General features: G+C 69.5%; 11 protein-coding genes and 1 pseudogene. 7 read left to right on the top strand and 5 right to left on the bottom strand.

Annotated features, from left to right (window positions below; translation table 11 throughout):
- Positions 1 to 33: 33 nt before the first annotated feature.
- The 3 genes from ACFYWS_RS17275 (at position 34) to ACFYWS_RS17285 (ending at position 4,929) form a co-directional block, all read left to right on the top strand.
- Entirely contained in the window at positions 34 to 2,703 is a 2,670-nt protein-coding gene (locus ACFYWS_RS17275) for an AAA family ATPase (protein ID WP_389276466.1), read from the top strand.
- A gap of 75 nt (positions 2,704 to 2,778) precedes the next feature.
- Positions 2,779 to 3,390: an NADPH-dependent FMN reductase gene (locus ACFYWS_RS17280; RefSeq protein WP_389276469.1), complete on the top strand. Its 612-nt coding sequence runs from the start codon at positions 2,779 to 2,781 to the stop codon at positions 3,388 to 3,390.
- 54 nt (positions 3,391 to 3,444) lie between these two features.
- Positions 3,445 to 4,929: a DHA2 family efflux MFS transporter permease subunit gene (locus ACFYWS_RS17285; protein ID WP_389276472.1), complete on the top strand. Its 1,485-nt coding sequence runs from the start codon at positions 3,445 to 3,447 to the stop codon at positions 4,927 to 4,929.
- Positions 4,930 to 4,936: 7 nt separating this feature from the next.
- Here the strand turns inward: ACFYWS_RS17285 and ACFYWS_RS17290 are convergent, their stop codons facing one another.
- Positions 4,937 to 5,320, bottom strand: coding sequence for a YrdB family protein (locus ACFYWS_RS17290; protein ID WP_389276475.1), 384 nt, complete (start codon positions 5,318 to 5,320; stop codon positions 4,937 to 4,939).
- A gap of 86 nt (positions 5,321 to 5,406) precedes the next feature.
- Here ACFYWS_RS17290 and ACFYWS_RS17295 point away from each other — a divergent pair, with 86 nt between their 5' ends.
- Entirely contained in the window at positions 5,407 to 6,015 is a 609-nt protein-coding gene (locus tag ACFYWS_RS17295) for a TetR/AcrR family transcriptional regulator (protein WP_389276478.1), read from the top strand.
- 439 nt (positions 6,016 to 6,454) lie between these two features.
- On the opposite strand, the gene ACFYWS_RS17300 is transcribed toward ACFYWS_RS17295, so the two are convergent.
- Positions 6,455 to 6,685 carry a hypothetical protein gene (locus tag ACFYWS_RS17300; protein ID WP_389276481.1) on the bottom strand — a complete coding sequence of 77 codons (231 nt, stop codon included), beginning with the start codon at positions 6,683 to 6,685 and terminating at the stop codon, positions 6,455 to 6,457.
- Positions 6,686 to 7,062: 377 nt separating this feature from the next.
- Here ACFYWS_RS17300 and ACFYWS_RS17305 point away from each other — a divergent pair, with 377 nt between their 5' ends.
- A complete protein-coding gene (locus ACFYWS_RS17305) occupies positions 7,063 to 7,251 on the top strand; it encodes a hypothetical protein (protein ID WP_389276484.1) in 189 nt (62 codons plus the stop codon).
- Between the two features lie 68 nt (positions 7,252 to 7,319).
- On the opposite strand, the gene ACFYWS_RS17310 is transcribed toward ACFYWS_RS17305, so the two are convergent.
- Entirely contained in the window at positions 7,320 to 8,396 is a 1,077-nt protein-coding gene (locus tag ACFYWS_RS17310) for a fatty acid desaturase family protein (RefSeq protein ID WP_389276487.1), read from the bottom strand.
- Between the two features lie 910 nt (positions 8,397 to 9,306).
- Here ACFYWS_RS17310 and ACFYWS_RS17315 point away from each other — a divergent pair.
- Entirely contained in the window at positions 9,307 to 10,842 is a 1,536-nt protein-coding gene (locus ACFYWS_RS17315; RefSeq protein ID WP_389276490.1) for a SpoIIE family protein phosphatase, read from the top strand.
- Positions 10,843 to 10,941: 99 nt separating this feature from the next.
- Here the strand turns inward: ACFYWS_RS17315 and ACFYWS_RS17320 are convergent, their stop codons facing one another.
- Both ACFYWS_RS17320 and ACFYWS_RS17325 read right to left on the bottom strand, forming a co-directional pair.
- Positions 10,942 to 11,460 (bottom strand): hypothetical protein, encoded by a 519-nt coding sequence (locus ACFYWS_RS17320; protein WP_389276492.1) that lies wholly within the window; start codon positions 11,458 to 11,460, stop codon positions 10,942 to 10,944.
- A gap of 140 nt (positions 11,461 to 11,600) precedes the next feature.
- Positions 11,601 to 11,849, bottom strand: a complete 249-nt coding sequence (locus ACFYWS_RS17325) for an SCO4226 family nickel-binding protein (RefSeq protein ID WP_389276495.1) — start codon at positions 11,847 to 11,849, stop codon at positions 11,601 to 11,603.
- Between the two features lie 533 nt (positions 11,850 to 12,382).
- Here ACFYWS_RS17325 and ACFYWS_RS17330 point away from each other — a divergent pair.
- Positions 12,383 to 12,711: pseudogene (locus ACFYWS_RS17330) on the top strand (transposase); the annotation flags it as partial.
- Positions 12,712 to 12,736: the final 25 nt, after the last annotated feature.

Raw genomic sequence — 12,736 nt, forward strand, 5'->3', positions numbered from 1 at the left:
TCCGGAGTGCGGGGTGGGTGGAGGAGGGGCCGGATGCTGCTGGGACGGGACGCGGAGCGGGCCGCGATCGAGGCGCTGATCGCGGGTGCGCGCGCCGGCCGTAGCGGTGTCCTGGTGGTCAGAGGCGAAGCCGGCATCGGCAAGACCGCCCTGCTCGACGAGGCCGCCGCGGTTGCCGAGGACTTTCGCGTACTGCGGGGCACCGGGGTCGAGTTCGAGAGCGCGTTGCCGTTCTCCGGGCTGCACCTGCTGCTGCGCGGGACCACCGGGGAGATCGCGGATCTGCCCGCCGGACAGGCGCACGCGCTGCGCGCGGCCCTGGGCCTCGGTCCTGCGCCGACGGTCGGCGAGGACCGGTTCCTGGTCGGTCTTGCCGTGCTGAGCCTCCTCGCCGAGCTGGCGGAGGGCCGGCCCCTGCTGTGCATCGTCGACGACGCCCATTGGCTGGACCAGCCGTCGGCGGAGGCGCTGCTCTTCGCCGCCCGCAGGCTGCAGGCCGAGCGCATCGCGATCGTCTTCGCCGTACGGGACGGGCAGGCTCCCGCCTTCCGCGCCCCTGGCCTGGCCCAGCAGGTGCTGTCCCGTCTCGAAGGCGGGCAGGCCGCCGACCTGCTGAACCTGTACGCCGCGGACCTGCCGCATCACACGCGGACCCACATCCTGGCGGAGGCCGAGGGCAACCCGCTGGCGCTGCTGGAACTCAGCGCCGCTGCCCGCGAGGGCCGGACGGTGTCGTCGTACGCCGCGGGCCCGGCCCAGGGGCGGATCCAGCAGGCCTTCGCCGATCGCATCGAGTCCCTGCCGCAAGCAGCCCGGACGCTGCTCCTGGTGGCCGCCGCCGACGACACCGGAGAAGCGGCCGTGGTGCTGCGTGCCGCCGCGATCCTCGATGCCGGCATCGAGGATCTGGAGCCGGCGGAACGCCACGGTCTCATCGGCCTCGACGGTGACCGGCTGGTCTTCCACCACCCGTTGGTGCGGTCCGCGGCCTACCAGGGCGCGCCGGCGGCGCGCCGGCTCGGCGCACACCGCGCCCTTGCCGAGACCTCTGACGCCGACCGCAGCGCCTGGCATCTGGCGGCGGCCACCACGGAACCGGACGAGAAGGTCGCCGCGGCGCTGGAGGACAGTGCCGAGCAGGCGCAGCGCCGGGGCGGGCAGGCGGCGCTGGCGGCCGCGTACGAGCGGGCGTCGGCGCTCAGCCCGGATGCCGGCCCGCGGGGTCGGCGGCTGCGGATGGCGGCACAGTCCGCTCTGGACGCAGGGCAGTTGGACCGCGCGGGTGCGCTGGCGGAGGCGGCCCGGCGGCACACGAGCGACCCGATGGAGCTGGCGGCGACGGCCGAGGTCGCCGCCTTGGCGGCGGACGAGCAAGGAGATCGGCAGCGCGCCCACTCGTTGCTGATGGACGCGGCCCTGTCCATCGCCGAGGTCTCCCCCGACAGCGCGGGCAGGATGCTGTTCCAGGCGGCGGCGAGCGCCTCGGTCGTACGCGATGCGGCGGGTGCGGAGCTGGCCGCGGCCCACGCCGAACGGCTCGGGCTCAGCGACGCGCACCGGGTTCGTGCCCTGTCCCGCCTGTCCTCCCCGGACGTGGCCGACCGGACGGCGGCACTGCGCGAGCTCTACGAAGGTGTCGGGCCTGATCTGCTGTCCCTGCGCGGGGCGATCCGGGCGGCCCGGTGGGTGCACGATCTGCGCGATCATCGGCAAGCACTTGAGCACGGCCTGTGCATCGAACGGGAGTGCCGGGCCCAAGGGGCCGTAGGTCTGCTGCCGCACGCGCTGGTGCTGGTCTCGCTCGGCCTGCTGAACCTGGGCCGCCATCGCGACGCACTCGCCGGCGCCACGGAGGGCCTGCGCATGGCCGAGGACACCGGGCAGGCCAGGGTGCAGGCCCAGATCGCCGCCGTGCTCTGCCACTTGGCGGCCATCGCCGGCGACGAGGCGCGGCACGCCGAACTCGCCGAGCTGATCCACGCCGAGAACCAGCCGGGCGGCCTGCACGAGCTGACCTCCAGCCTGGCCGAACTCGACCTGGGCCTGGGCCGCTACCAGGCCGCGGCCGACCGGCTGTCCGCCACGGCCGGCCAGGCCGTGTGCAGCTGCACGGCCAACGAAGTCGAAGCAGCGCTCCGCGCGGGCAGACCTGAGGCCGCTGCCCGCGCGCACGCACGCTACGCGGACCTGGCCCGGCACCTGGGGCAGGTGGGCATCGACGCGATCGCCGCCCGCTGCACGGCACTGCTGGCAGGGGACGACGAGGCCGAGCCCCACTACCGGCACGCTCTGGACCTCCACCAGCAGGACGGCAACCCCTACAAGCGCGCCCGCACCGAACTCCTCTACGGCGAATGGCTACGCCGGATGCAGCGCCCCGCCGACGCGAGAGTGGCACTCCGCTCCGCCCACGAAACGTTCGAGCACCTCGGCGCCCGGCCATGGGCGACCCGGGCCATGGCCGAACTCCGGGCAGCGGGCGAGACCCGCACCGCGCCCCGTCACGACGCGGCTGTGGCCGGCCGGCTCACCCCGCAGGAGTTGCAGGTCGCGAGGCTGGCGGCGACGGGCCTCAGCAACCGGGAGATCGGCGCGCAGCTGTTCCTCAGCCCACGTACCGTCGGCTACCACCTCTACAACGCCTATCCCAAGCTGGGCGTGGCGAACCGGGTCGAGCTCGGCCGGCTCGACCTGTCCGCCTGATGACCGGGTCCAGGTCGCCCACCCCAGTCGATCGACAGAGGAGCCGGGGGCCCTGCCGCTCGTAGCGTCCTGGCCATGGACATCACCGCAGCACACACAACCGACGCGTTCGCCCCCGAGTTCCGTCTGGCCGTCATCATCGGCAGCACGCGGGAGGGCCGCTTCGGTCCGACCGTCGCCGGATGGTTCACCGACCAGGCCCGGCAGCACGGTGACGTAGAGATCGACGTCATCGACGTCGCCGGTGCCGATCTGCCGGACCGCCAGCCCGCCTTCGGTTCCGAGCCCACCGCCGCTCTGCTCGCGCTGGCCGAGCGGGTGGCCGCCGCCGACGCGTACGTCGTCGTGACCCCGGAGTACAACCACAGCTTCCCGGCCGCCCTGAAGCACTTCATCGACCTGCACGGCGAGGAATGGCGGGCCAAGGCGGTCGGGTTCGTCTCGTACGGCGGTATCAGCGGCGGCCTGCGCGCCGTGGAGCAGCTGCGTCCGGTCTTCGCCGAGCTGCACTGCGTCACCATCCGGGACGGGGTGAGTTTCCACAACGGCTGGGCGCACTTCGGCGAGGACGGCGCCGCCAACGATCCGAACGGCGCGGCCGGAGCCGCCAAGACGATGCTCGGCCAACTCGGCTGGTGGGCACGCACCTTGCGCGCGGGCCGCAGTGAACTCCCTTACACGGGCTGAGTTTCCCGCCCCTGCCCGCCCCTTCCACAACTGCTGAGCAAGGAGCACATCCGCATGAGAAAATCCCTCATCACCGTCGTGATCCTCGGATCGATCATGCCGGTGCTCGACATGACCGTCGTCAACGTCGCCTTGAGCGGTCTGTCGCAGAGCTTCGACGCGCCACTGACCACCATCCAGTGGATCGTCACCGGCTACACCCTGGCGCTCGCCGCGATCATTCCCGTCACCGCCTGGGCCATCGACCGCTTCGGCAGCAAGCGCGTCTACCTGAGCGCGATCTCGCTGTTCGTCCTCGGCTCCGCGCTGGCCGGGCTCGCCTGGTCCGCCGAGGCGCTGATCGGCTTCCGGGTACTGCAAGGGCTCGGCGGCGGCATGATCGTGCCGACCGGCATGGCCGTCGTCATCCGGGCCGCGGACTCCGATCGGCTGGGCAGGACGATGGGCCTGCTCGGCATCCCGATCCTGATCGGGCCGCTGGCCGGTCCTGTCCTGGGCGGCTGGCTGGTCGACGACCTCTCCTGGCGCTGGATGTTCTTCATCAACGTGCCCGTCGGGGCGCTCGTGCTGCTGCTGAGCGCGCGGTTCTTCCCGTCCGAGGCCGCAGGCTCCACGCGGCGTCTCGATGTCCCGGGGCTGCTGATGCTCTCGCCGGGACTGGCGCTGCTGCTGTTCGGGCTGACCCGGGTGGAGCACGGCGGCATCGGCGATCCGGGGGTGTACGGGCCCGTCGTGCTCGGGGCGGCGCTCGTGGCCGGGTTCGTACGCCGCGCGCTGACCACCGCGGAACCGCTCCTTGATCTGCGTCTGTACGTGCACCGTCCGTTCGGTGTCAGCGCCGCCACCCTGGTGCTGTTCTCCGCCGGCTACTTCGGGACGATGATGCTGACGCCGATGTTCTATCAGGCGCTGCGTGGCGAGTCCGCGCTCGCCTCCGGACTCTTGATGGCGCCGCAGGCGCTGGCCACCGGCATCACGATGCAACTGATCGGCCGCGTCACCGACAAGGTCGCGCCGCGCTCCCTGATCCTGCCCGGCGTGCTGCTCGCCGGCGCCGGAATGCTCGGCTTCACCGTCCAGGCCGGCGTGGACACCCCGTACTGGCGGCTGATCCTCTCCTTGGTCTGCGTCGGGATCGGAGTCGGCATGACGATGATGCCGTCGATGACCACCGCCACCAGGCAACTTCCCAAGTCGCAGGCCGCCGGCGCCAGCACCGCGCTGAACATCAACTCGCAGCTCGCCATGTCGGTCGGCACGGCCGTGCTGTCGGTGCTGCTCGCCGCGCAGCTCAGCAGCCGGATCCCGGGCAGCGGCGGCGCGGTGACCGCCCTCGCGGACGCCTCGCCCGCGGCGGCTGCCCGACAGGCGGCCCAGTTCGCCGACGCCTTCCAGACCACATTCGCCTGCGGTACCGCCCTGATGCTCGCCGCTGCACTGCCGGCATTGCTGCACTCCCGCCGCCGCCCGGCCGCTACCGAAGGCGTCTCCGCCGACCCGGCGGCGACGGTCGAACCGAGCTCGGCATCGGCCCCTTGACCCCCCGTCACTTCGTCAGCAGCCACCAGACCCGGTCGTATGCCAGGAGGTGATAGACGACGAGAGCGGCGAGGAACCAGCGGGCGACCTGGCGGAACCGCAGCTGGTGGAGAGCGGCGAACGCCCCGAAGAACACGGCGAGTTCGAGGAACAGCCGGAGCGGGCCCGGTGTCTCGAAGTCGGTCTCGCCCGAGCGTGACGCGTCACCCGACACGGCGAACGCCCCCCAGGCCCAGCCGGCGAAGACAGGCAGGGCGATCACGGTGACCAGGCGCCACGGCGATGGGGTCCTGCGCCATGCCCACAGACCGAGACAGCACAGCGCGAAGAGTTCGAAGAGGAAGCGGATCAACAGCATGGCCGGGTGGTAGGCCAGAGCGATGATGGTCAACGTACCCCCAAGGTCGGTGACGTGAGGGGAGCGTAATTACGCTACGGCCGTTGCGTAAAGGGGATGGTCCGCCTAATTTTGTTGCCATGACAACTGCTCCACGCGGCCGCCCCCGGGGGGAAGGTACCGACGACCGCATCCTCACGGCTGCGCACGAACTGCTCCTTGAGCGTGGATACGACGGCTACTCGATCGACGAGGTCGCCCAGCGGGCCGACGTCGCCAAGACCACGCTGTACCGGCGCTGGCCCACCAAGGACCACCTCATCGTCGCCGTCGTCGCCAAGATCCAGAACGACGTCCCGGTGACGGACACCGGAGACATCCGGCACGACCTCGTCACCTATCTCGAAGCCATCGTGGCGGGCCTCGACCGTATGCGTCGGATCGGCGCGACGGCGGACGACCCGTCGGCCGGCCTGGTGGCGGAGCTCGTCGCGGCCGCCGCTCGCCATACGGACGTGGGCCAGGCCGTACGGGCGGTCTTCGCTCTCCGCAACGCGCTGCCGCTCGCGCTCCTGGAAGCCGCGCGAGGACGCGGCGAGCTGAACGCCGACGCCCAACCAGACCTGATCTTCGACGAGTTGGCGGGCGCCGTCTACTACCGCCTATTGATCACCGGCGAACCCTTCACGGGCGACTACGCCTCCCGCCTCGTCGACCAGGTACTGGCGGGAGCTCTTGCCCCGAACTGACCGGTCGTGGGCGCATGACAGCCTCATGTGCCGTCTGGTTGCGCCGGTTGTGCGCCCTTCCCGTACCCCTTCGGAGGGTTCTAAACTCCCTGGCAGATAACGGCGGATACGGCATCGGACAAGCCGCTGTCCCGCCTCTGCCTCCTCCCGGACCTGAGGGCGCGCAAGCCACCAAAGACCCTGCCGGGGGACGCGTTCGCCGATACGCGTCGGCCCGGCCTTCCGTCCTCAGGTATCCGGCAGACGCACTCCTGTGCCCTGCCGTACGAGGACACCCACGCGCGGAGGGACTGAAGGGGAGCTGCCCTTCTCGCGCACGCGACGGCCGCTGTCGACCGCCCGGTCGACGGCGGCCGTCGCCCATGAGCCCCACCCCACGACGCGGGACGCCTCTGCTTCTCCTCGTGTTCTCCTCGTGGCTTCTTCGACGCGGCCCGTCTCAGCGGGCCCGCTTACGTGTGGTGCTGTCGGTCGCGCCGGTCGACGGGGGTGGTTGCGGGGGCGGAGGTGCGTTGCCGGCCCGCTCGGCGGAATGCCGGCGGCCGGGCAGGAGATGGTGATGGGTGTGCACGACGATCTTTCCGGTCTGCTGGGCGTTGAGCCGATGGATCAGAAAGGCACCGAGGGCGATGAGCAGCAGGAAAGCGACTGCGGTGAGTACGGCGTCCATGGTCCTCACCGCCCCGCGCGCGAGGGAGGTGGAGGTGGGGGAATGCTGCGGGGGGCCAGGGTTGTCGCGATCATGATGCGAACCCGTCTCCGGAGCAACGCGTCGGTCGCCCCGATGCATGTGATCACCGAGGACGAGACCCGCGTGGATGCCGGAGTACGAAATGCCCTTGGTCTCCCCAGCTTACGCCCACGGACCGGTCGGGCGACGAGTCCGTTCGGTTCCGTTGGACGGAGCACGGGAGCGCCCGGGCGCAGTGTCCGGCGTCGTTCTTCTGGGTCCCGTGTGCCTGATCGCAGCTTCGCAGGGAACACGACAGCCAACGGTGCGGCCACGGGGGTCACCGGTGGCCGCCGTTCACAGGCAGGAGAAGTCAGATGCTGGCATTCGTGGCGGCCGTGCTCTTCGTCATCGCCTTCGTCATCAACGCGACCGAGACGTCGACGGAGACGGTCTTCAGTCCGACGAGTCTCATGCTCGCCGGGCTGGCGTTCCTCGCCGTGCACTCCGCCGGCGTGGGTTCCGGGTGGTCTTCCCGCGGTGGCGGACGCGGGCGCCGACGCTGAGCGAAGCAGCTGCCGGGGCCGGTCCAGGTCCGCACTCCGTCTCGAATCCGTCGGCCTGTGCACGTTCATCACTGCCCCGGCAACGCGAAACGCAGGATGCGCCCCCAGGTCGAGCCGTACTGCCGCCACAACGGGCCGGTGACGTACGGGATGTCGTACTTCTCGCAGAGTTCCCGCACGCGCGGGGCGATTTCGGCATAGCGGTTGCTGGGCAGGTCGGGGAAGGCGTGGTGCTCGATCTGGTGGCCCAGGTTGCCACTGAGGACGTGGAAGAGCGGGCCGCCCTCGATGTTGGCCGAGCCCTGGATCTGCCGCAGATACCACGCGGCATGTGTCTCGTCTTCGATGTGCTCCTCGGTGAAGGTCTGGACGTCGCCGGGGAAGTGGCCGCAGAAGATGACGGTGTGCGTCCAGAGGTTGCGCACGGTGTTGGCGGTGAGGTTGCCCAGCAGGCAGGGCAGTGCGGACGGTCCCGCGAGCAACGGGAAGATCACGTAGTCCTTGGCCAGTTGGCGGGTGGCCTTGGAGAGGAATCCGGTCAGGTCGGCCGCGAAGGACCGCCACGGCTTGCGGCCGGCGGCGACGCTGTCGGGCTCCAGGTCGTACAGCGCGATGCCCCACTCGAAGAGCGGCGCGAGCACGAAGTTGTAGAGCGGCTGGGCGAGATGACGCGGACGCCAGCGTTGGTCGGCGCTCATCCGGAAGACGACATAGCCGAGGTCCCTGTCTCGGTCGACGACGTTGGTCCAGGTGTGGTGCAGGTGATTGTGGGTGCGTTTCCAGGCTGCGGCGGGGGTGAGGAAATCCCACTCCCAGGTTGTCGAGTGGATCGCCGGGTCGCTCATCCAGTCCCACTGGCCGTGCAGGATGTTGTGGCCGAGCTCCATGTTCTCCAGGATCTTGGCGACCGAGAGCATGGCGGTGCCCGCGCCCCAGGCCGGCGGAAACAGCGAGACGGAAAGCGCCGCCCGGCCTCCCGCCTCCAGACCGCGCTGGGCGGCGATCACGGTACGGATGTAGCGGGCGTCGTCGGCGCCGCGCGCGGCGATGATGTCGGAGCGGATCAGGTCCAGTTCCTGACCGAGTTCCTCGACGAGTTGCTTGCCGAGGGCCGGGTCGATGGTGGCGGGAGGGCTCGCAGTCAACGGGACTCCTAGGGGGCTGAGCGCGGGCTAAGCGTCGAGTGCCGGCGGTCCGGCTGCCGCGGTCACACAGGTCTGGATCATGGCGAACCTGCCGCGCTGCCGCGTGTGGTGTTCGTGAGGGTCGGGCCACCCCAACCGGCGCCTGGCGTGGTGAAGTTCGCAGCTGAAGATGCTGTCCGCAGCGCTGGGCGTGCTGTGCACCAGCACGACACCGGGGTGCGCCGAGTCGTAGCACCGTTCCCGGAGGCCCGTCCCACCGGGAAACCGGCGTCGAGGAGGGGATCGATCAAGCCGAGGTAGTGATCCGGCGTGCGCGGGCCGGCGAGCCAGGAGGCCTTGTTCAACGACCTGCTTGCGAGACCCGGTAACTCAGGCATACGTGGATTCCTCTCGTCGCGCAGCACGATGGGTGCTGCGTACGTCGAGTCGTCCCGGGCCCGGCTGAGGCAACGTAACCACGACTGTGTGAACTGACGCGCGGCCAAGGAACCCATCCCGCCACGCGCGCGCTGCGGTGCCTGGAGCACGCGTACCGGCGCAGCACGGTGGTCTGCGAGGACATCCTGGTACGGGCCCGACGGAAATGGCCGGAAGACGGTGTCGCCTCCCGACGCCCGGTGCCGCGTGATGGCCTTGTTCGACGGTTCCGCACCGTGATGCCGATCGCGCCGGACCAGCTCCCCTCGGCCCACTACCACCCATCTCGACCGTCACTCCACAGAATCCACCCACCCAATCCGCCTGAACGTTACATAAGAAGGCCAACTATGCAGCGATAAAGGCAAATTGCGGCAGATCCTCAATGGGTATCTCCCGGTGTGCTGCAATATCTGTCACCTCAATAGGCCTCAATGGGCGTTGGCGATGACGTGCAGAGGCGCCGGGAGATGCAGCTCTCCTGAATCGGGTCGTGAAGCGGGGGCACTTGATGGTGTCGGTGGAGAGTTCGCAGGGCGCCGGAAGCCGGCAGGGACTGTTTCGGGAGCTGGTCGAGTCCTCCCAGGACGCGATCCTCATGAAGACCCTCGACGGGAGGATCACCTTCTGGAACGAGGCCGCACAACGCCTGTACGGCTACACCCCAGCAGAGGCCATCGGCAGCCATGTCGGCATGCTCGTACCGCCCGACCTCAAGGACGAGGAAGACGACCTTCTCGCGCGGATCGCCGGCGGTGTGCGGATCGAGCACTACGAAACCCGTCGAACCACCAGCGACGGCCGTGTCTTGGACATTGACGTGACTCTGTGGCCGATCCGCGACCGGGCCGGCGCGATCACCGCCGCGTGTTCCACCATGCGTGACATCACCGGGCGCAAGAAGGCCGCGGTGGAGCTCGCGGAGTTGCACGAGCAGCGGCGGCACGTCGCGCTCGCGCTCAACCTCATGGGCGCCTCGAAGGAGATTTCCGGTGCGCAGGCGGCCACCCGCTACCTTCCCTCGGTCCAGGGGCAGGGCGTTGGCGGTGACTGGCTCGACCTGATCGAACTGGGGGCCGGGCGGGTCGGGATCTTCGTCGGGGACGTCATGGGGCGCGGTCTGGACGCGGCCGTGGTCATGGGACAGTTGCGCTCCGCGGCCCATGCTCTGGCCCTGGCCGGGCTGCCGCCATGTGACCTGATGCAAACGCTGGACGTGTTCACGCGGGAGCTGCCCGAGCCCTTCGTCACCTGCGTGTACCTGGAGGCCGACCCGGCTCAAGGGGAGCTGACCGTGTGCTCGGCGGGACATCTGCCGGTTCTCCTCGTCGAACCGGGCGCGAAGGTCCACGAGCTGCCGGTTCCGATCGGGACCCCTCTGGGGGTGGGCGGGGTGCCGCATCAGCAGGTCCTCCTGCCCCTCGACGCGGGGACGACCCTCGCCCTGTACACCGACGGCCTGGTGGAGACCACCAGCAGCGACATCGACCTTCGACTGAAGCTGCTGACCTGCGCGCTGGAGGACAGCTTCGCCACCGCCGACGGGCTGGAGAGCGCCGCCGACCACGTCCTGCATACCCTGCTGCCGAACACCGACACGTACGCCGACGACGTGACCCTGCTCCTCGTCAGGTTCCCTACGGCCCCGCTGGATGTCGCAGAAAGGGAACTGGACTGCGAGGCGGCCTCGGTCCCCGCCGGACGGCGGTTCCTGAAGGAGAAGTTGCACGAGTGGGGCCTGACCGCACTCGCCGACACCGCGCTCCTGCTCGCCTCGGAGCTCCTCACCAATGCGGTCTGCCACGCGCAGGGACCGCTCAACTTCCGGATGTGGCACAGCGTCCGCGAACTCAGCGTCGAGATCACCGACCACAGCGCACCCCGGCCACGCGCCCGTAGCGCCGAGAACACCGAGGAGAACGGCCGCGGCCTGATCCTGGTCGACACCCTCGCCGACGCCTGGGGCAGCCGGTCCAACACCACCGGCAAGACGGTCTGGTTCACCCTGCTCACTGCTCAGCACAGATGACCCTCGGTCCCCCTCCACGTAGCCGGGTGCGTCTGAGAGCGCGGCGAACTCATGAATCGCTGCTGCCGAGTTGCAGACCGAGCCGTGTGCCGCCGCGACTTAGCTCTTGGCGGTCTGCACCACCGTCAGGCCGTGGCCGGCGAGATGGTTGAGGAGGAGGTCGGCCAGCACGGCGGAATCGTCATGCCGGTCGAGCAAGCGGCCCCCTTCCCCGTCTCGCGAGGCGAAGGGGTAGTGGCCGGGCAGCACGACAGCACGGGTGAAGAAGTCGCACAGAACATCGGCGAACTCTGCGTCCGGACGCTCGGGCACGGGCTTGCCCAGCGCCGTGAGGCCGGACTCGACGATGGTGTTGAGGTAGCGGCGGCGTGCGTTCCTGTCCCGCCGGGCCTCACCTTCGGCGCTCTCCTCGGCCGCCTCCACCACGCGAAACCGGTCCGGGTCACTGCCGGGCCCGGCGTCCGGCCAGTCGTCGGTCCCGCGGGCCTTCGCCAGGGCTTCCTCCATGGTGCCCGCGTACACCTCGGTCGCGCGACGGATCCCCTCATCGAGGCTTTCCAGCTCGACCCGGAAACGCGGCAGGGCGCCTTCCCGCTCCGCGCTCGACGGCTCACTCATGCATCCTCCGTAAGTCCTCGGTCTCCATGCGGCCGTGTCCGCCGGGAACTATACACAGTGTGTATAGCGGGGCACGTGTCCCCGTGGCCTGAGAGAGGGAGCGGGTGTGCGAAGTGTGCGCGGGAGGCCGGTCAGGCCGGTCAGGCCGTCAGCGGGACCGCGTGGACCTCGTCGGCCCGATGACCGGCACGTTCGTGAATGCGCTGCACCGCTTCGGCGGACGGCGCCTCCGACAGGCAGTACACCGTGCCGGATTTCGGGTCCGCCCATGCCTTCTCGAAATGCACGCCTTCTTCCTTCTCGATAGCGAGGTCAGCCTGATGGGCCTGCATCAGCTGGTCGGCCGTAATGCCCTTCATCCCGCGGTGGACGTCCATGAACTGGGTCATGACGCCGCACCCCCTTCCGGCGTGCGGGGCGTTCAGAGCCGTCAATGCGCCTGCCGACTCCAGTTCCGCTATCTCCATCGTGCGCCCGCATGACCACGAAAGCGAACTTCGCGGCCTGAGCGCGCTTGCCCCATGATTCAAGTAGGCGACTTTCAATCAGGCAGGATCTGCGCAGTTCCCTCGCTCTCGTCGTCGACGACGGGGGTCTGTGTGTCCGTAAACGTGGCCGCGCACGCGCCCGAACCTTGTTCGCCACCTGCGGCGACAGTTCGTTTCGCGAGCTGACCCGATATCAATCCTCGTCAACTTGCCTGCCACTCAAGGTGTCTTCCACAACCTCCTGGAACAGCACGGGATCCCGCGGCCGAGGTCTTGGCGGTCCGCCAGAGACTGAGCAGACGACACTAAGCTTGATCTTTGACCTCGGACGTCACCCGACCTGCTGATCTGGGTTCTTTCCGGGACACCCGAGGCGGCCGTTCTCCACGCTTCGAGATGTCGAGTGACGAAGTGCGAGAGAACGGCCGCTGTGTATGAGTGTCTCTGTCTCCGGGACTGCCGGTGGCGGCTTGGAGGTCTTGTCCCGCTTTCGGATCGAGTTCTACGACTGCCTGTACGCCCGCGCCGATGTCCTCTTCGAGCTCACCGACGCTGTCCTGTGCAAGGACGGGCCCGTTCAGACCTTGGTCGACCTCAGCCTGAAGGCCGAGCACCGGCGCGGGCACGGCGCCTTCTACCAGGCGCTGCACGCCGACTGGGCCGAACCGGCCCGACTGCGGGGCCTGTTGGCCTCGCTGCCCGTTCCCGCGCGGTCGACGGGCGGATCGTGCTGGCCGTGGACGTCTCGACCTGGTTGCGGCCGCACAGGTTAAAGATCAAGCTAAGAT

It is taken from the genome of Streptomyces sp. NPDC002795 (assembly GCF_042888725.1).
In the GTDB taxonomy this organism is placed as follows: Bacteria; Actinomycetota; Actinomycetes; order Streptomycetales; family Streptomycetaceae; genus Streptomyces.

Coding starts and splice junctions, on each gene's coding strand:
- ACFYWS_RS17285 (WP_389276472.1), top strand. CDS start 3,445: ATGAGAAAATCCCTCATCACCGTCGTGATCCTCGGATCGATCATGCCG.
- ACFYWS_RS17280 (WP_389276469.1), top strand. CDS start 2,779: ATGGACATCACCGCAGCACACACAACCGACGCGTTCGCCCCCGAGTTC.
- ACFYWS_RS17320 (WP_389276492.1), bottom strand. CDS start 11,460: ATGAGTGAGCCGTCGAGCGCGGAGCGGGAAGGCGCCCTGCCGCGTTTC.
- ACFYWS_RS17295 (WP_389276478.1), top strand. CDS start 5,407: ATGACAACTGCTCCACGCGGCCGCCCCCGGGGGGAAGGTACCGACGAC.
- ACFYWS_RS17275 (WP_389276466.1), top strand. CDS start 34: ATGCTGCTGGGACGGGACGCGGAGCGGGCCGCGATCGAGGCGCTGATC.
- ACFYWS_RS17300 (WP_389276481.1), bottom strand. CDS start 6,685: ATGGACGCCGTACTCACCGCAGTCGCTTTCCTGCTGCTCATCGCCCTC.
- ACFYWS_RS17305 (WP_389276484.1), top strand. CDS start 7,063: ATGCTGGCATTCGTGGCGGCCGTGCTCTTCGTCATCGCCTTCGTCATC.
- ACFYWS_RS17325 (WP_389276495.1), bottom strand. CDS start 11,849: ATGACCCAGTTCATGGACGTCCACCGCGGGATGAAGGGCATTACGGCC.